Genomic DNA, 17,146 nt, shown 5'->3' with positions numbered 1-17,146 from the left:
GCGCGGTCAGCGCATCTTTCCGCCGCGCGGCATCCGCATGCCCTTGGGCATCGGCCCCTTCGGCAGCGGCATGTTGCTCATCAGGTCGCCCATCGCCCGCAGCCGGTCGTTGGCCGCGGTCACCTGCGGGCCGGACAGGACGCGGGGCAGCTTCAGCATCTTGGTGCGGACCTTCTTCAGCGGCACCTGGCCCTCGCCGTCACCGACGATGATGTCGTGCACCGGTACGTCGATCACGATGCGGGCCATCTTCTTCTTCTCGGCCGCCAGGAGTGACTTCACCCGGTTCGGGTTGCCCTCGGCCACCAGCACGATGCCGGCCTTGCCGACGGCGCGGTGCACCACGTCCTGGCTGCGGTTCATCGCGACCGCGGGCGTCGTGGTCCAGCCACGGCCCACCCGGTCCAGTACGGCCGCCGCCGCGCCGGGCTGCCCCTCCATCTGCCCGAAGGCCGCCCGCTCGGCACGCCGCCCGAAGACGATCGCCATTGCGAGGAGGGCCAGTACGAAGCCCAGGATGCCCAGATAGACCGGATGCCCGACCACGAAGCCGATGGCGAGGAGGACACCGAAGGTGACGATTCCCACACCCGCGACGACAAGACCGATCTTGGAGTCGGTCCGCCTGGTCATCTTGTAGGTCAGGGCGATCTGCTTGAGCCGCCCCGCGTTCTCGGCGCTGTCCGCGCCTTCAGTGTTTGCCTTCCTCGCCATGCACAGAAGTTTACGTGGCCTAGGAACGCTGGTCGGCCACGGCCTCCAGTACGTGCAGGGCCTCGACCCGGTCCTTGGCCCGGCGGCGGTCCTCCAGGACCGCTGTCCAGGCGTTGCGGCGGGCCGTGCGCTGGCCGCTGCTCAGCAGCAGCGACTCGACGGCGCGGAGGGCATCGGTGACGGACGGGATGGCGTGGGCACGGACCGGCGCGGCCTGCATCGTGGTGTTCCCCTCGGAGCGGATGCGCGGAATGGGGGCGGAGCGACGTGCGGCGAACAGTGACGGCGGCCGCTGCGGGAGCTGCTGCCGGTTCCACCTAGGGTCACTGCTCGGTGTTACCAGTGCGTGACCGGTCGGTCAAACACCAATGAAACCTTGATTCCGGCGGCGCGCACGTTGGCGCGGCCCATACGCGTCCCCGACCTGCGGGGAGCGTACGGGCCGCGTCGGACGAACCATTACCGCTCAGTAGTGACTTGTGCGCGGATTCACACGGCGGGTGCGGCCGCGGGGGCCGCGGTGGCGGCGCCGCGCGCCTCCATCGCCTGCTGGAAAAGACGCCCGGCGCGGTACGAGGAACGCACCAGCGGCCCCGACATCACTCCGGAGTAGCCGATCGCGTCGGCCTCGTCCTTCAGCTCCACGAACTCGTGCGGCTTCACCCAGCGCTCGACCGGGTGGTGCCGTACGGACGGCCGCAGGTACTGCGTGATCGTGATGAGCTCGCAACCCGCGTCGTACAGGTCCTGGAGCGCCTCGCTGACTTCCTCACGGGTCTCGCCCATGCCGAGGATCAGGTTGGACTTGGTCACCAGACCGGCCTCACGGGCCCGCGTGATGACTTCCAGGGAACGCTCGTAACGGAAACCGGGGCGGATCCGCTTGAAGATCCGCGGCACCGTCTCCACGTTGTGCGCGAGCACCTCGGGGCGCGAGGAGAAGACCTCTGCGAGCTGCTCGGGCTCCGCGTTGAAGTCGGGGATCAGCAGCTCGACCTTGGTCGCGCCCGCCTCCCGCTCCGCCGTCAGCGCGTGGATCTGGCGCACGGTCTCGGCGTACAGCCAGGCACCGCCGTCCTCCAGGTCGTCGCGGGCGACGCCGGTGATGGTGGCGTAGTTCAGGTCCATCGTGACGACCGACTCGCCGACGCGGCGGGGCTCGTCGCGGTCCAGCGCCTGCGGCTTGCCCGTGTCGATCTGGCAGAAGTCACAGCGCCGGGTGCACTGGTCGCCACCGATGAGGAAGGTGGCTTCGCGGTCCTCCCAGCATTCGAAGATGTTGGGACAGCCCGCCTCCTGGCAGACCGTGTGCAGCCCCTCGCTCTTCACGAGCTTCTGCAACTGGTTGTACTCGGGGCCCATCTTCGCCCGGGTTTTGATCCACTCGGGCTTGCGCTCGATGGGGGTCTGGCTGTTCCGGACCTCCAGGCGCAGCATCTTGCGCCCGTCGGGTGCGACAGCGGACACTCCGGCACTCCCCTTTGCTCTCACTGCATTCGATTCTTCGGCGAACACCAGGGTACGCCCGTAGTTCAAACGGTCTTACGCCTGGCCAACCTGTGGCCGGCGGGGCCTATTCCCCCGAACGGCCTACGCCCGGGCTTCGGCCCTCGCAGACTCGACCACCCGGGGGGCGAGGTCCGCGTTCTCCAGGACGTCCCTGAGGTGCTTCTCGGCGACCGGAAGCACCTGCGCGATGGTGATCTCGCGGCCCAGCTCGTCGCTGAGCGAGGTGACGCCCGCGTCCCGGATGCCACAGGGCACGATCCGGTCGAACCAGGTGTTGTCCGGGTTCACGTTCAGGGCGAAACCGTGCATAGTCACACCCTTGGCGACCCGGATCCCGATCGCGGCGAGCTTGCGGTCCTCGCGGCGCTGGCCCGCGTTGGAGGGCGCGTACTCGGGGCCGTTCAGCCGGGGGTCGAACTCCTCGTCCTGGAGCCTCGGGTCGAAGTCGAGCGAGAGCCCACCGGCCGCCCGGCGCTCCTCGACCGGGTCGCCCAGCACCCAGACGCCGCTGCGGCCCTCGATCCGGGAGGTCTCCAGGCCGAAGTCGGCGGCCGTGCGGATCAGCGCGTCCTCCAGACGGCGGACATGCGCGACGACGTCGACCGGGCGCGGCAGTTTCTGGATGGGGTAGCCCACGAGCTGCCCCGGGCCGTGCCAGGTGATCTTGCCGCCGCGGTCCACGTCGACCACCGGAGTGCCGTCCAGCGGGCGCTCGCTGTCGGCGGTGCGCCGCCCCGCCGTGTAGACGGGCGGGTGCTCAAGGAGCAGGCAGGTGTCGGGGACCGTGTCCTCGAACCGGGCCGCGTGCACCTCGCGCTGCTTCTGCCAGGCCGCCTGGTACTCGACCGCTTCCTCGCCGAACCCCAGACGGACGAACCGCAGCTCACTCACGGGGATGCCTTCCTAGTCGTGGTGCCGGGAGCCGGGGGGTGTCCCCGGAGTCACGTTCACCCTGCACTGATCGCGCCCCGAGCCACTGTACGGCCGCTCCGGAACGGGCGATCCGGCAGGTTGTTCCCGTCAGCTCTGCCCGCAATCCTCACACGATCGGATGAATGTGGAGCAAATGCGGCTGTCATTGCCCAGGAGGCCGCTAAATTCGCGCCGTTCCATAAGGGCTGCCCGCCGGGCCCCGAAGGCAGGAGACCGTACAGCTGATGTCGGAACGACCCCCGCAGCGCACCCCCAACCGCCGACTCGCCTCACTCATCGCGGAAGCCGGTTTCTCCCACGCCGGCCTGGCCCGCCGGGTCGATCAACTCGGCCTCGAACACGGCCTCGACCTGCGGTACGACAAGACCTCGGTGACCCGTTGGCTGCGGGGCCAGCAGCCGCGGGGAACCACGCCCGCGCTGATCGCCGAGGTCTTCACCCGGCGGCTGGGGCGCCGGCTCTCCGCGCAGGATCTGGGCCTCGACGCGTGTGCGCCCGTCTACGCGGGACTGGAGTTCGCGGCCACCCCGGCCGAGGCGGTCGACATCGTCAGCGGTCTCTGGCGCAAGGATTCGGGCAGCCACGCGGAGCTGCGCAAGATCGCCTTCACCCCGGCCGGCCTGGTCGTGCCCAGCCGGGACTGGCTGATCGGGCGGGCCGACGAGTGGGTGGGGAACGACGAGTCGCCGGATCAGGGCGCGCCCGTGCCCGGTGCGGCGGCTCCGGCCCCGGCGCCGCCTGGAGCACCCCGCAGGACGGCCGGGGCCGGGGGAGCCGGCGGATCCTCCGGCCCGATGGGCGCGGCCGCGCCGGGCGCATCGCTCCACCGCTCCACCGTCGTGGGCGGGCAGCGCAGCCGCGGCGGCGCTACGACGGGCCCCGGCTATGTGCGCCCTCCCGCACCTCCGATGCCGCCCGTTCCGATGCCGCCCGTCGTGCCCCGGCAGCGCTCCACCGACCGCGAACCGGGACAGCGGGTCGGCAACGGGGACGTCGCCGCCCTCCGCTCGGTCGGCGAGCTCTTCCGCACCCTCGACAACGCCTACGGCGGCGGTCATGCCCGGCAGGCACTCGTGCGGTACCTGGAGCACGAGGCCGAGCCGATGCTCCGGGGGAGCTACGACGAGACCACCGGCCGCAGGCTGTTCTCGGCCGCCGCCGACCTGACCCGGCTGGCGGGCTGGACCTCGTACGACATCACCGCGCACGGCCTCGCCCAGCGCTACTTCGTCCAGGCCCTGCGGCTCGCGCAGGCGGCCGGTGACCGGGGCTACGGCGCCTATGTGCTGATCACCATGAGCCGGCAGGCGGTCTACCTCGGGCACGGGCGGGAGGCCGTCCAGCTCGCGCGCGTCGCCCAGCAGGGCATCGGCTCCTCGGCCCCGCCCGTCGCCCAGGCACTGCTCCACTCGGTGGAGGCGCGCGGCCACGGGGTGCTCGGTGAGGCGCGGGCGTGCGTCGCCGCGCTGGCCCGCGCCGAGCGCGCCCTGGAGTCCTCGCGCCCCGGTGACGAGCTGCCGCACTGGGCCCGGTTCTTCGACGAGGCCCAGCTCGCCGACGAGTTCGGGCACTGCCACCGGGATCTCCAGCAGTACCGGGCCGCGGCCCAGCACGCGGAGCGCTCGCTCCAGCTGCGCGCCCCCGCGTACGCCCGCAGCAGGCTGTTCTGCCGCGTGGTGCTCGCCACCGCGCGCCTCGGGCTCGGTGAACTGGACCAGGCATGCCTGCTGGGTGCCGAGGCGGCCCAGCAGGCGTCCGAGATGCGCTCGGCCCGCGCGACGGAGTACGTCCGGGAGTTCGAGCGCCGTCTGGAGCCGTACCGGGACGCGGCCGCGGTACGGGGATACCGCGACCGGGTCGCCACCCTCGGCTGACCCGGCCGGGAGCGGCGTGCCACCGGGCGGCGAGGAGCCGGTGGCAGTCGCGGGCGCCCGGAGCCGCGAGGGCGGGCACGGTGAGCTGAACCCCGGCCGACCTGTGCGCGGGGCCGGGCCGCTCGGTGAGCGGGGCTCGCAGAGCACTGTCGGAAGCCGGCCTGTGCGCGTGGCCGGGCCTACGCCGCCTCGGGCAGCGTGGCCCCGGCCCCGTACTCCCTCCGTATGCCCAGGTCGGCGAGGATCGCCGAAGCCGCGCGGCGCCCCGAGTACAGCGCGCCCTGGACCGTGCTCGTGTCGCGGTGGTCGCCGCACACGTACAGCCCGGCGAGCAGCCGTACCGGGCGGCGCATGTCGTGCGGGGGCGCCATGGCCGGGACCGCCTCCGGGTCGTGATGGGTGGCCAGCAGCTCCCAGTCGTCCGTCGGGGTGCCGTACAGCGCCGCGAGATGGGTGCGCACCGAGCGGTCGAGGTCCGGCGGCGGGGTGCCGAGCACCGTCGAGCTGATCAGCGTCCGGCCCCGGGGAGCTCGCGAGGGGTCGACCTCGCTCATCACGGCGGTGTACGCGACCGGCCCCGAACGGTCGGCGTCCAGCAGCAGCGAGCGGCCCGTCGGCGGGGGAGCGGGCGCCGTGTGGTGAAGGACCGTCACCGGATGGAAGGACGGCGTCCGCAGTCCCGGCAGCAGTTCGACGGCGGCACCCGCCCCGGTGGCCAGCAGCAGGGAGCGGCAGCCCAGTTCACCGTGTTCCTCGGTGCGCACCGAGGTGATGTCGGCGGCGGTGACATGGACTCCCGTCCGTACGGTGCCCGGCGGCAGGGCGGCCGCCAGCAGTTCCGGGAGCGCCGCCGAGCCGCCCTCGGGTACGCAGAGCCCGCCCTGCGCGTAACTGCGCAGGGCGAGGTCGGCGCACCGGCTCGACGTGGTGAGCGACGGATCGCTGAGCAGTGCCGAGAGCAGGGGGCGCAGAAACCCGTCGACCGTACGGGCGGGGAGACCGTACGCTGGCAGGGCGGCCAGCGCGGTCCTCTCCGGCCGGGTCAGGAGCCGGCCCGCCGGGACGGTGGCGAGCCGGGACAGCGCTCCGCCCAGCCTGGCCCGGTCGATCGCCCCCGCCATCGCGCCGCCCCGGGGGCCGCCCCGTGAGTCACCGCGGTGCACGCCGTGCGGTGCACGGGAGGCGCTCGACCGGATGCGCACGGCCCGGAGTGCGCCCCTCGTGCTCCTGATGTCGCCGGTGCGGTAGCGGCGGCCCTCGCTGTGGACGAGGACTCCGGGCGAGAACTCCCGCAGCACCAGTGCGTCGAGTCCGGGGGTGAGCCGCAACTCCGGAAGTGCGGTGCTGAGCAGGGGACCGATGTGGTCGAGCCGGAACCCGTCCACTTCGTGGGTGACCATCCGGCCGCCGACATGGGGGGCGGCTTCCAGGACGGTGACGCTGACCCCCGCGCTGGTCAGTTGATGGGCAGCTGACAGGCCGGCTATCCCGGCCCCGATGATGACCACGTCCGCGTGATGTGCCGTGCTGAGCACAGGACCCTCCCCGAGTCGGCGCGACTGGTGGGGGGCTCTTGCCCCCAACAGGCCCCCGGAATGCCGGAGTTCGGGTCGAGGGTAGGAGGATGGCCGATACAGGTACAGTCGCGCGCGGCCGGCAACGGGTGCACGGGGTCGCACACGTCGTCGCGGCCTTCCCGCCGGTGGGAGACCGTCAGCGCAGAGCCGCGCGGATGGCGGCGTCGATTCCGGGGAAGGCGAAGGTGAATCCCGAGTCCAGGAGCCGCCCCGGCAGGACGCGCTGGCTGCCCAGCACGTCCTGTGCGAAGTCCCCCAGCGCGAGGCGCAGCGCGGGCGCGGGGGCGGTGAAGAGGGTCGGACGGCGCAGTACCCGGCCCATCGCGGCGGTCACCTCGGCGTTGGTGACGGGGTCGGGCCCGGTCAGGTTCAGCGGTCCGGACAGTGTGCGGGTATCGAGGATGTGGCGCAGGGCCGCGACATGGTCGTGCAGCGCGATGAAGCTCCAGTACTGGCGGCCGTTGCCCATCCGCCCGCCCAGCCCGGCCTTGAACAGCGGGAAGAGCCTGCCCCAGGCCCCGCCCCGGCGGGCGACCACCAGTCCGGTGCGCGCGTGCACCGTCCGTACGCCCGCCTCCTCGGCGGCGGCGGTGGCCGCCTCCCACTCCTCGCACACGGACGGCAGGAAACCGTCGCCGGGCGGCGCGCTCTCGTCCACCGCGCGGTCCCCGGTGTCGCCGTAGAAGCCGATGGCGGACCCGGACAGCAGGATCTCGGGCGGAGTGTCGAGCGAGGCCACGGCCTCGGCGATCGCGGCCGTTCCCAGCACCCGGCTGTCGCGGATCTCGCGCTTGTACGCCTCGGTCCAGCGGTGGTCGCCGACCCCGGCACCGGCGAGGTGGACCACGGCGTCGCAGCCGACCAGGCCCGCCACATCGACGTAGCCCCGGTGGGGATCCCACTCCACCTCGTCGCCGGCGGCGGCCCGCCGCCGCACCAGGCGGGCCACCTCGTGCCCGTCGGCCCGCAGCGAGCGCACCAGCGCCGCTCCGATGAGTCCGGTCGATCCGCTGACGGCGATACGGGAGCGCAGCATGGCCCCATCCTGCCCCATGAGTCCCACGAAATCGCTGCGTGGCACAGTGATGGCATGGCCTCGCTCTCCCTCCTCCCCGTCCGTCACGCCCTGCTCGCCGACAACGACGAGCTGGGGGAGCTCGACCGGGCCACCTGGTCGACGCTGCACGCCGTGCAGCCGCGGGCGCAGCCGCCGTACGACTCCTTCTACGACGAGCGGCACCGGCCCGAGGACTTTCTCGTGGCGGAGGCGAAGGCGGGGGCGGAGCCGGGGGCGGCGGACGATTCCGAGGGGCTTCGTATCGCCGGGTACATCCGGCTCGTTCCGCCGACCCCGCTGGTCTGCAACGCGCACGTACGGCAGATACAGGGCCTCGCCGTCGCCGACTGGGCACGCGGCAACGGCGTCGCACGGGCCCTGCTGCGGGCCGCGTTCGCCGAGGCGCGGCGCCAGGGCGCCAACCGGATCACGCTGCGCGTGCTCGGGCACAACGCCCCCGCCCGCGCCCTGTACGCGTCGGAGGGCTTCGTCGTGGAGGGCGTGCTGAGCGGGGAGTTCTTCCTGAACGGTCGCTACGTCGACGACATCCTGATGGGGCGCTCGCTCACCCCTTGAACAGCCGTGTTCCGCCCATGAGTTCATGCAGGCAGCGCACCGCGAGCGCGGCGGGCGAGCCGGGGCCGGTCGCCGGTGCGTCGGTCCGGGCCCACGCTTCGAGCGCCACCCGTACCGCGGCCGTGGCGGCCGCGGCGGCGAGCCGTACCTCCAGCGGGTCCGCGCCCCGGCCCGCCAGCCGGGCCAGCACCGGAAGCAGCCGCTCCTCGGAATCCTGATTGACCCGGTACCAGACGGCTCGCAGCGCCGGATCGCCGTCGGCCGCCCGGAGCAGGCCGCGTGTCCAGGTGAGCTGCTCGACGGCCGACGCGTCCGGCGCGGCCAGCGCGTCGGTGACGGCGCGCTCCAGGACCTCGGCGAACGGGGAACCGGGCTCCGCCGCTTCGAGCAGAGCCCGCCAGCGCTCTCCGCCACCGGACAGCAGCGGCCCCACCGCGTCCTGCTTGGAGCGGAAGTACCGGTAGAAGGTGCGCAGCGCCACGCCCGCCCGGTGGGCGATGTCCTCGGCCGTGGTGCCGTCGGGCCCGCGCTCGGTGAAGAGCGCCGCGGCCGCCCGTGCGATGTCCAGCTGGGTCGCGGCCTTGCGGCGTTCGGTGAGGGACGGCTGCTGAGGACTCATTCCCAGCAGATTACCCCGGCGGCAACCGTGCGGACGGAACAAAGATGCGCGAAATGCCGTTGTGGCAAAACGTGCCACCTAGACGTACGGTGGACACGCATCGGGATATCCACCCGGATATCCACCGGGACGTTCATCGGAGCATCCGGCGGGGACCCACCGACGGATCGATCCGGAATCGGGAGACATCACATGAACCGCTACGAAGGCCGTCGCGCCCTCATCACCGGCGGCGGCTCGGGCATCGGCCGGGCCACCGTCCACCGCATCCTGGCCGAGGGCGGCCGCGTCGCCGCCGCCGACGTCAGCGAGACGGGACTCCAGGGCACGTACGACACGGCCGTGGCAGACGGCACCGCGGACCGCCTCACCACCATGACCCTGGACATCTCCGACGAGGCGGCGGTACGCGCCGGTGTGGCCTCGGCGGTCGACACGCTCGGCGGTCTCGACGTCCTGGTGAACGCGGCCGGCATCCTGCGCTCCGAGCACACGCACAAGACCACGCTGGAGTTCTTCAACAGGATCATCGCGGTCAACCTCACCGGCACGTTCCTGATGGTCCGCGAGGCGATACCGGCCCTGCTGGCGGGCGACGGGCCGGTCGTCGTGAACTTCTCGTCCACCTCGGCGAGCTTCGCGCACCCGTACATGGCGGCCTACGCCGCGAGCAAGGGCGGCATCCAGTCGATGACCCACGCCCTGGCGAGCGAGTACAGCAAGCAGGGGGTGCGGTTCGTCGCCGTCGCGCCGGGCTCGATCTCCTCCGACATGACGAGCGGCAACGGCCCGGGGCTGCCCGCCGACGCGGACATGTCGCTCTTCATGAAGCTCTCCCCGGCCCTCGGAGAGGGATTCGCCAGCCCGGACACCGTGGCGGGCGTCGTCGCGATGCTCGGTTCCGAGGACGGGGCGTTCATCACCGGTACGGAGATCCGTATCGACGGCGGAACCCACTTCTGAGAAGAAACTCCCTTCAGAGGCCAGAGGCCAGAGGCCAGAGGCCAGAGGTTAAGAAGTCCCGGCCGGATGCGGCAGGCGGCTCAGGCGGCGCCGAAGCGGTCCCACAGCATCGGGAAGCGTGCCGCCAGGGCCGCCTCGTCCTCGAAGTCCACCGGGGTGCCCTCGGGATCCGTGGCCTGGGGCGGAAGTCCCAGGTCCGGGGCGACCACTCCGGTGAGCTGTTCGTACGCCTCGTCCGCGGCGTAGCCCAGGTCCTCGGCGTCCCCGTCGAGATCCTCGTCGAAGTCGTCGAGGAGTTCGGCGAGGCTGTCCGGATCGTGCACGGCCCCCTCGAAGACCTCCCGGCCCTGGCCGATCAGCCAGCAGCGGAAGTAGTCGAACGCGTCGTCGCTCGCCCCGCCGAGGAGCACCGAGGCGGCGCCCCACAGATCCCAGCGGTACGCGCGGTTGTAGCGGGCCTCGAAGTGCCTGGCGAAGTCCAGCACGGAATCGGGATCGAGCTGCACCAGCCGTTCGACGAGCAGGTCGGCGTGGTCCTCGGGGTCGCCCTCGGCGGCCTCGCGGGTGCTGTCGATGATCTCCCAGAATTCCGTCTCGTCCATCACGGGTCCAGCATCGTGCCTGGCGGCGGGCGATGCACGCGGAGACACCGAAATGCAGCCTTTCAGCGATAGAGGTCGCGCAGGCGTTCGGTGGCCTCCGCGAAGCGGTCGCGCAGGCCGGGCGGCTCCAGGACCTCCAACTCGGGTCCCAGCGCCAGCAGCTGGCCGTACGCCACGTCGAGCGACTCGACCGGCAGGGTCACCGTGCGCCACCCGTCCGTGTCAGGGGGCCCGGCGGCGGCCAGCGCCTCTTCCGCGGCGGCCCGGTCGCCCGTGTGCGCCAGTTGCCCGGCACCGGCCCGCGACACCCGTACGGTCACCTCCGTGCGCAGCAGGGACCGGGCGAACTGGGCCGACCGCTCGTCCCAGAAGCCGGGGAGGTCGAACCCCTCGTCCCGCTCGAAGTGCCCGTCCGTCAGGTCCACCCCGGTGAAACGGTCGATCCGGTACACCCGGAGGTCGTCCCCCGCCCGGGCGCACAGATACCAGACCCCCGCCTTGAGGACGAGGCCGTACGGAGCCAGTTCCCGCTCCACCTCCGTCCCGTCCCGGCCGCCCCTGCGATAGCGGGCCCGGACGAGGCGGTCGTCCCAGACGGCCTCGGCCACGGCGGGCAGCAGCTCGGGGGAGGCGGGTTCGTGGTACCAGCGCGGGGCGTCCAGATGGAAGCGCTGGGCGGCCGAGTCGGAGGCGTCCCGCAGCGAGGGCAGCAGGGCCGCCGACACCTTCAGCCGGGCGGCGGACGCGGCGTCGTCCAGGCCCATCTCGCGCAGCGCGGAGGGGAGCCCGGAGAGGAAGAGGGCCTCGGCCTCGTTACGGGCGAGGCCGGTGAGACGGGTGCGGTAGCCGCCGATGAGCCGGTAGCCGCCGGCCCGGCCCCGGTCCGCGTACACCGGGACACCCGCCTCGGAGAGCGCCTGGGCGTCACGGGTGACGGTCCGCTCCGAGACCTCCAGCTCCCTGGCCAGTTCGGCGGCGGTCATGGTGGGACGGGACTGGAGGAGCAGCACCATTCTGATCAGGCGGGCAGCACGCATGGGCCCATTGTCGCCGCACGGCCACGGCGCGGGCGCGGACGACGAAGCCCCCGGACCGCCGGGCGGGCGTGACCAGCACACCCGCCCGGCGGTCCGGGGGCCATCGGGGGATCAGAGCGCGTACCGCTCCCGGGCCTCCTTGACCACGGACGCGGGGACCTCGCCACGCCGGGCCAGCTGGGCCAGGGCCGCGACCGTGATCGACTCGGCGTCGACGCCGAAGTGGCGGCGGGCCGCGTCACGGGTGTCGGAGAGGCCGAAGCCGTCCGTGCCGAGCGAGGACCAGTCCTGGTCCACCCACTGGCTGATCTGGTCCGGGACCTGACGCATCCAGTCGCTGACCGCGAGCACCGGGCCCGGCGCACCGGACAGCGCCTGGGTCACGTACGGCACCCGTTGCTCGCCGCGGAGCAGCGCCTCGTCGGCATCCAGCGCGTCGCGGCGCAGCTCGCCCCACGAGGTGGCGGACCAGACATCGGCCGTGACGCCCCAGTCGGCGGCCAGCAGCTCCTGGGCCCGCAGGGCCCAGTGGATCGCCGTACCGGAGGCCAGCAGCTGCAGGCGCGGCGCGTCCGCCTTCGCGGGCGTGCCCTCCTTGAAGCGGTACAGGCCCTTGACGATGCCCTCCTCGACGCCTTCCGGCATCGCGGGCTGGGGCTTCGGCTCGTTGTAGACCGTCAGGTAGTAGAAGACGTTCTCGGCCTCGGGGCCGTACATCCGGCGCAGACCGTCCTTGACGATCACCGCGATCTCGTACGCGAACGCCGGGTCGTAGTTGAGCGAGGCCGGGTTCGTGGCCGCTATCAGGTGCGAGTGGCCGTCCGCGTGCTGGAGACCCTCACCCGTGAGCGTCGTACGGCCCGCCGTGGCGCCGACGATGAAGCCCTTGCCGAGCTGGTCGGCGAGCTGCCACATCTGGTCGCCGGTCCGCTGCCAGCCGAACATCGAGTAGAAGATGTAGAAGGGGATCATCGTCTCGCCGTGCGTCGCGTACGACGTGGAGGCGGCGATGAAGTCGGCCATGGACCCGGCCTCGGTGATCCCCTCGTTGAGGATCTGGCCGTCCTTGGCTTCCTTGTAGTACATCAGCTGGTCGCGGTCGACCGGGTCGTACGTCTGGCCCAGCGGGGAGTAGATACCGGCCGACGGGAACAGCGACTCCATACCGAAGGTACGGGCCTCGTCCGGGACGATCGGCACCCAGCGCCTGCCGGTCTCCTTGTCCCGCATCAGCTCCTTGACCAGGCGCACGAACGCCATGGTGGTGGCCATCTCCTGCTTGCCGGAACCCTTGTACAGCGCCTTGAACGCGCGCTCCTCCGGCTGCGGCAGGGCCGCGGCGTGCACCCGGCGGGCCGGGGCGGGGCCGCCGAGGGCGGCACGGCGCTCCTGGAGGTAACGCACCTCGGGAGAGTCGACGCCCGGGTGGCCGTACGGCACCAGCCCGTCCTCGAAGGCGCTGTCCGGGATCGGGAGTCCGAGCAGCTCGCGCATGCTCTTGAACTCGTCGATCGACAGCTTCTTCATCTGGTGGTTGGCGTTCTTGGACTCGAAGCCCTTGCCGAGCGTGTGGCCCTTCACCGTCTGGGCGAGGATCACGGTCGGCGCGCCCTTGTGCTCGACGGCCGCGCGGTACGCCGCGTACACCTTGCGGGCCTCGTGGCCACCGCGGGAGGTGTAGAAACACTCGGCGATCTTCGCGTCGGGGAGCAGTTTCGCCAGCTCGACGAGCGCGGGCTCGGCGCCGAAGAAGTGCTCACGGATGTACGCGATGTCGCGGGTGGCGTACGTCTGGAACTGCGCGTCCGGGACCGCCCGGAGCCGGCGGACCAGCGCCCCGGTGGTGTCCAGCTGGAACAGCTCGTCCCAGGCACTGCCCCAGAGCGTCTTGATGACGTTCCAGCCGGCCCCGCGGAAGGCGCCCTCCAGCTCCTGGACCACGCGGAAGTTGGCGCGGACCGGGCCGTCGAGGCGCTGCAGGTTGCAGTTGATGACGAAGGTCAGGTTGTCGAGCTGCTCACGGGCCGCGAGGGCGAGGGCGGCGGTCGACTCGGGCTCGTCCATCTCGCCGTCGCCGAGGAAGGCCCAGACGTGCGAGTTCGACGTGTCCTTGATGCTGCGGTTGGTCAGATAGCGGTTGAAGCGCGCCTGGTAGATGGCCGAGAGCGGGCCGAGGCCCATCGACACGGTGGGGAACTCCCACAGCCAGGGCAGCCGCCGCGGGTGCGGGTAGGACGGCAGACCCTCGCCGCCCGCCTCCTGGCGGAAGTTGTCCAGCTGCTGCTCGCTGAGCCGGCCGTCGAGGAAGGCGCGGGCGTAGATGCCGGGGGAGGCGTGGCCCTGGATGTAGAGCTGGTCGCCGGAGCCGTCCCCCTCCTTGCCGCGGAAGAAGTGGTTGAAGCCCGTCTCGTACAGCCAGGCTGCCGAGGCGAAGGTGGCGATGTGGCCGCCGACGCCGAGCCGGGAGCCACGGGTGACCATCGCGGCCGCGTTCCAGCGGTTCCAGGCGGTGATCCTGGACTCCAGCTCCAGGTCGCCGTCGAACGCGGGCTCGGCGGCGGTCGGGATGGAGTTGACGTAATCGGTCTCCAGCAGCTTGGGCAGCGCGAGACCGGCGCCCTCGGCATGCTGGAGCGAACGCCGCATCAGGTACGCGGCGCGGTGCGGGCCCGCGGCCTTGGTGACGGCATCCAGGGAGGCCGCCCATTCGGCGGTCTCCTCGGGGTCGCGGTCCGGGAGCTGGTCGAGCTCGCTCGGAAGCTTTCCTACGGGGTCGGTCATGATCGCCGCCTTCCGGAGAGGAGGGGGGTGGAGAAGGCCCTGGCTGGCAGGACAGGGCGATGGGGCCGGTGGGCCCGCGGAGTGAACTGTAAGTCGCTGATCGATGATCGATCAAAGGATTGAAGGCAAAACTTCTCGATCTGAAGAAAAGTGGCATGCGGTGCCGCGAATCGGGGCACGGAGTGACGGATCAAAGCGCACATAAGGGACGGTCGGCCGCACAGTCGAGCGCTCCCCGCCGCAGATGATCGAAGGCTCAGGCGCGCGGCGCGCAGCCCAGGACATGTGCCTTGACCAGCACGCCGATCTGCGGGTCCTGCCGGAGGAAGGCGTCGATGAGCGCCTCGTGCTCCTCCGCGTACGACTTCTGCACCGTGCCCAGCCAGCGGATCGACAGGGCCGTGAACACCTCGATGCCCAGCCCCTCCCAGGTGTGCAGCAGGACGGCGTTCCCGGCGGCCCGCACCATCTCCCGGTGGAACGCCACGGTGTGCCGCACCTGGGCCTCTCCGTCGGCCAGCCGGTCGGCCTCGTACAGGGCCGCCACATGCGGCGTCAGCGCCGAGCAGTCATCGGCCAGCACCCCGGCCGCCAGCTCCGCCGCGATCTGCTCCAGACCGGCCCGTACGGGGTAGCTCTCCTCCAGGTCGGCCGCGGTGAGATTGCGGACCCGGACGCCCTTGTTGGGCGCCGACTCGATCAGCCGCAGCGTCTCCAGCTCGCGCAGTGCCTCGCGTACGGGCGTCTGGCTGACCTCCAGCTCGGTGGCGATGCGCCGCTCCACGATCCGCTCGCCCGGCTTCCAGCGCCCGCTGACGATCCCGTCCACGATGTGCTCGCGGATCTGCTCGCGCAGCGAGTGGACGACGGGCGGGGTCATGAGGTGCTCCTTCTGGCAAACCGGTGCTGCCTCCACCATCACGGCGGCAGGGTGACCGGTGGTGTCTAGACAATACGGCGGCGCCCCCGTCCGGAAGTGTCCCGGACGGGGGCGCCGCTGGTGAGGCTGGTTACAAGCGCGTGGTTCAGAGGCCGAGCTCGACCTCGAACTCACCGGCTTCCAGGATCGCCTTGACCGTGGTCAGGTAACGGGCGGCATCCGCGCCGTCCACCAGACGGTGGTCGTAGGAGAGGGCCAGGTACGTCATGTCGCGCACCGCGATCGTCTCGCCGAGGTCCGGGTGGTCGATGACCACCGGACGGCGGACCGTGGCACCGATGCCCAGGATGGCTGCCTGGTTCGGGGGCACGATGACGGTGTCGAACAGCGCACCGCGCGAACCGGTGTTGCTGATCGTGAAGGTGGCACCGGACATGTCGTCCGGGGTCAGGCCGCCACCGCGGGCCTTGCCGGCCAGCTCGGCGGTCTTCTTCGAGATACCGGCGATGTTCAGGTCGCCCGCACCCTTGATGACCGGGGTCATCAGACCCTTCTCGGCGTCCACGGCGATGCCGATGTTCTCCGAGTCGAAGTACGTGATGGTGCCCTCGTCCTCGTTGATCCGGGCGTTGACGACCGGGTGGGCCTTCAGCGCCTGGGCCGCCGCCTTCACGAAGAACGGCATCGGGGACAGCTTGACGCCCTCACGGGCGGCGAAGGACGCCTTCGCCTGGTTGCGCAGCTTCATCAGCTTGGTGATGTCGACCTCGACGACCGAGGTCAGCTGGGCCTGCGAGTGCAGCGCCTTCATCATGTTGTCGCCGATGACCTTGCGCATGCGGGTCATCTTGACCGTCTGACCGCGCAGCGGGGACACCTCGAGCTTGGGCGCCTTCGCGGCGGCCGGGGCCTGAGCCGCGGCCGGAGCCGGGGCGGCAGCGGCGGCCTTGGCGGCCTCCGCGGCGGCGACGACGTCCTGCTTGCGGATACGGCCACCGACGCCGGTGCCCTTGACGGCACCGAGGTCGACACCGTTCTCGGCGGCGAGCTTGCGGACCAGCGGCGTGACGTACGCGCCGTCGTCACCGGAGGGCGCGGCCGGAGCCGGGGTGACGGCGGCCGGGGCGGCGGCAGGGGCCGGAGCGGCGGCAGGGGCGGCGGGAGCCACCGGGGCGGCGGGAGCCACCGGGGCCGGAGCCGGTGCCGGGGCAGCCGGAGCGGGTGCCGGGGCAGCGGGCGCCGGGGCAGCCGGAGCGGGTGCCTGTGCAGCCGGAGCCGGAGCGGCAGCCGGGGCCGGGGCCTCGGCGGGTGCCGGGGCGGCCGGTGCCGGGGCTGCGGCCGGAGCCGCACCGGCGGCACCGATGACGGCGAGCTTGGCGCCGACCTCGGCGGTCTCGTCCTCGGCGACCACGATCTCCAGCAGCACACCGGAAACCGGGGCGGGGATCTCGGTGTCGACCTTGTCCGTGGAGACCTCCAGGAGGGGCTCGTCCTCCGTGACCTCCTCGCCGACCTCCTTCAGCCAGCGGGTGACGGTGCCCTCGGTGACGCTCTCGCCGAGCGCGGGGAGGGTGACATCGGTACCGGCGGCGCCACCGGCCGGGGCGGCGGCCGGAGCCTCGGCCGCGGGGGCCGGAGCGGCGGGCGCCTCGGCGACCGGGGCCGGAGCCTCGGCGGCGGGTGCGGGGGCCGCGGGTGCCTCGGCGGCCGGAGCGGCGGCCGGGGCCGGGGCTCCGGTGCCGTCGTCGATGACGGCCAGCTCGGCGCCGACCTCGACGGTCTCGTCCTCGGCGACCTTGATGGAGGCCAGGATGCCGGACGCGGGGGCCGGGATCTCGGTGTCGACCTTGTCGGTCGAGACCTCGAGCAGCGGCTCGTCGGCCTCGACGCGCTCGCCCTCGGCCTTCAGCCAGCGGGTGACAGTGCCCTCGGTGACGCTCTCGCCGAGCGCCGGAAGGGTTACGGAAACCGACATGGTTTCAGTTGCTCCTTACGAAAATGCGGAAGTGGTCGGTCGTCGCGCC

The 17,146-nt window shown here is 72.0% G+C and carries 15 protein-coding genes; 3 read left to right on the top strand and 12 right to left on the bottom strand.

The genetic code is table 11. The annotated features are described in order from the left end of the window. Nucleotides 1-6: 6 nt before the first annotated feature. The 4 genes from OG251_RS10530 to lipB all read right to left on the bottom strand — a co-directional run bounded on the left by OG251_RS10530 (nt 7) and on the right by lipB (nt 3,114). Nucleotides 7-714 carry a DUF4191 domain-containing protein gene (locus tag OG251_RS10530; protein ID WP_326676908.1) on the bottom strand — a complete coding sequence of 236 codons (708 nt, stop codon included), beginning with the start codon at nt 712-714 and terminating at the stop codon, nt 7-9. A gap of 19 nt (nt 715-733) precedes the next feature. Beyond that, nucleotides 734-934 (bottom strand): SCO2195 family GlnR-regulated protein, encoded by a 201-nt coding sequence (locus OG251_RS10525; protein ID WP_266807794.1) that lies wholly within the window; start codon nt 932-934, stop codon nt 734-736. A 269-nt stretch (nt 935-1,203) separates the two neighbouring features. After that, nucleotides 1,204-2,181, bottom strand: a complete 978-nt coding sequence (lipA, locus tag OG251_RS10520; RefSeq protein ID WP_326676907.1) for a lipoyl synthase — start codon at nt 2,179-2,181, stop codon at nt 1,204-1,206. A gap of 123 nt (nt 2,182-2,304) precedes the next feature. Further along, nucleotides 2,305-3,114, bottom strand: coding sequence for a lipoyl(octanoyl) transferase LipB (lipB, locus tag OG251_RS10515; RefSeq protein ID WP_326676906.1), 810 nt, complete (start codon nt 3,112-3,114; stop codon nt 2,305-2,307). A 266-nt stretch (nt 3,115-3,380) separates the two neighbouring features. Between lipB and OG251_RS10510 the strand changes: the two genes are divergently transcribed. Then, the gene (locus OG251_RS10510; RefSeq protein WP_326676905.1) at nt 3,381-5,030 is read left to right on the top strand and encodes a regulator; all 1,650 of its coding nucleotides are present in this window, start codon (nt 3,381-3,383) and stop codon (nt 5,028-5,030) included. A 179-nt stretch (nt 5,031-5,209) separates the two neighbouring features. Here the strand turns inward: OG251_RS10510 and OG251_RS10505 are convergent, their stop codons facing one another. Continuing rightward, nucleotides 5,210-6,565: an NAD(P)/FAD-dependent oxidoreductase gene (locus tag OG251_RS10505; protein WP_326676904.1), complete on the bottom strand. Its 1,356-nt coding sequence runs from the start codon at nt 6,563-6,565 to the stop codon at nt 5,210-5,212. A gap of 178 nt (nt 6,566-6,743) precedes the next feature. Next, nucleotides 6,744-7,643, bottom strand: a complete 900-nt coding sequence (locus OG251_RS10500; RefSeq protein WP_326676903.1) for a TIGR01777 family oxidoreductase — start codon at nt 7,641-7,643, stop codon at nt 6,744-6,746. Nucleotides 7,644-7,697: 54 nt separating this feature from the next. On the opposite strand from OG251_RS10500, the gene OG251_RS10495 reads away from it, so the two are divergent. Beyond that, nucleotides 7,698-8,240, top strand: a complete 543-nt coding sequence (locus OG251_RS10495) for a GNAT family N-acetyltransferase (protein ID WP_326676902.1) — start codon at nt 7,698-7,700, stop codon at nt 8,238-8,240. On the opposite strand, the gene OG251_RS10490 is transcribed toward OG251_RS10495, so the two are convergent. After that, nucleotides 8,230-8,859, bottom strand: a complete 630-nt coding sequence (locus OG251_RS10490) for a TetR/AcrR family transcriptional regulator (RefSeq protein ID WP_326676901.1) — start codon at nt 8,857-8,859, stop codon at nt 8,230-8,232. The two genes, OG251_RS10495 and OG251_RS10490, sit on opposite strands and share 11 nt — an antisense overlap. Nucleotides 8,860-9,051: 192 nt before the next feature. Between OG251_RS10490 and OG251_RS10485 the strand changes: the two genes are divergently transcribed. Then, a complete protein-coding gene (locus tag OG251_RS10485; RefSeq protein ID WP_326676900.1) occupies nt 9,052-9,822 on the top strand; it encodes an SDR family NAD(P)-dependent oxidoreductase in 771 nt (256 codons plus the stop codon). Nucleotides 9,823-9,902: 80 nt separating this feature from the next. Here the strand turns inward: OG251_RS10485 and OG251_RS10480 are convergent, their stop codons facing one another. The 5 genes from OG251_RS10480 to sucB form a co-directional block, all read right to left on the bottom strand. Next, complete coding sequence (locus OG251_RS10480) at nt 9,903-10,424, bottom strand: DUF4240 domain-containing protein (protein WP_326681212.1); 522 nt, start codon at nt 10,422-10,424, stop codon at nt 9,903-9,905. A 62-nt stretch (nt 10,425-10,486) separates the two neighbouring features. Next, nucleotides 10,487-11,461 (bottom strand): helix-turn-helix transcriptional regulator, encoded by a 975-nt coding sequence (locus OG251_RS10475; protein ID WP_326676899.1) that lies wholly within the window; start codon nt 11,459-11,461, stop codon nt 10,487-10,489. 111 nt (nt 11,462-11,572) lie between these two features. Further along, entirely contained in the window at nt 11,573-14,242 is a 2,670-nt protein-coding gene (gene aceE, locus OG251_RS10470; protein ID WP_326676898.1) for a pyruvate dehydrogenase (acetyl-transferring), homodimeric type, read from the bottom strand. A 256-nt stretch (nt 14,243-14,498) separates the two neighbouring features. Further along, the gene (locus OG251_RS10465; RefSeq protein WP_326676897.1) at nt 14,499-15,122 is read right to left on the bottom strand and encodes a GntR family transcriptional regulator; all 624 of its coding nucleotides are present in this window, start codon (nt 15,120-15,122) and stop codon (nt 14,499-14,501) included. 145 nt (nt 15,123-15,267) lie between these two features. Beyond that, entirely contained in the window at nt 15,268-17,097 is a 1,830-nt protein-coding gene (gene sucB / locus OG251_RS10460; RefSeq protein WP_326676896.1) for a 2-oxoglutarate dehydrogenase, E2 component, dihydrolipoamide succinyltransferase, read from the bottom strand. Nucleotides 17,098-17,146: the final 49 nt, after the last annotated feature.

Origin of the sequence: Streptomyces sp. NBC_01237, from assembly GCF_035917275.1 — a bacterium.
Lineage (GTDB): Bacteria > Actinomycetota > Actinomycetes > Streptomycetales > Streptomycetaceae > Streptomyces.
Note: the sequence above shows the minus strand (reverse complement) of the source record. Positions and strands in the feature narration are given on the sequence as shown.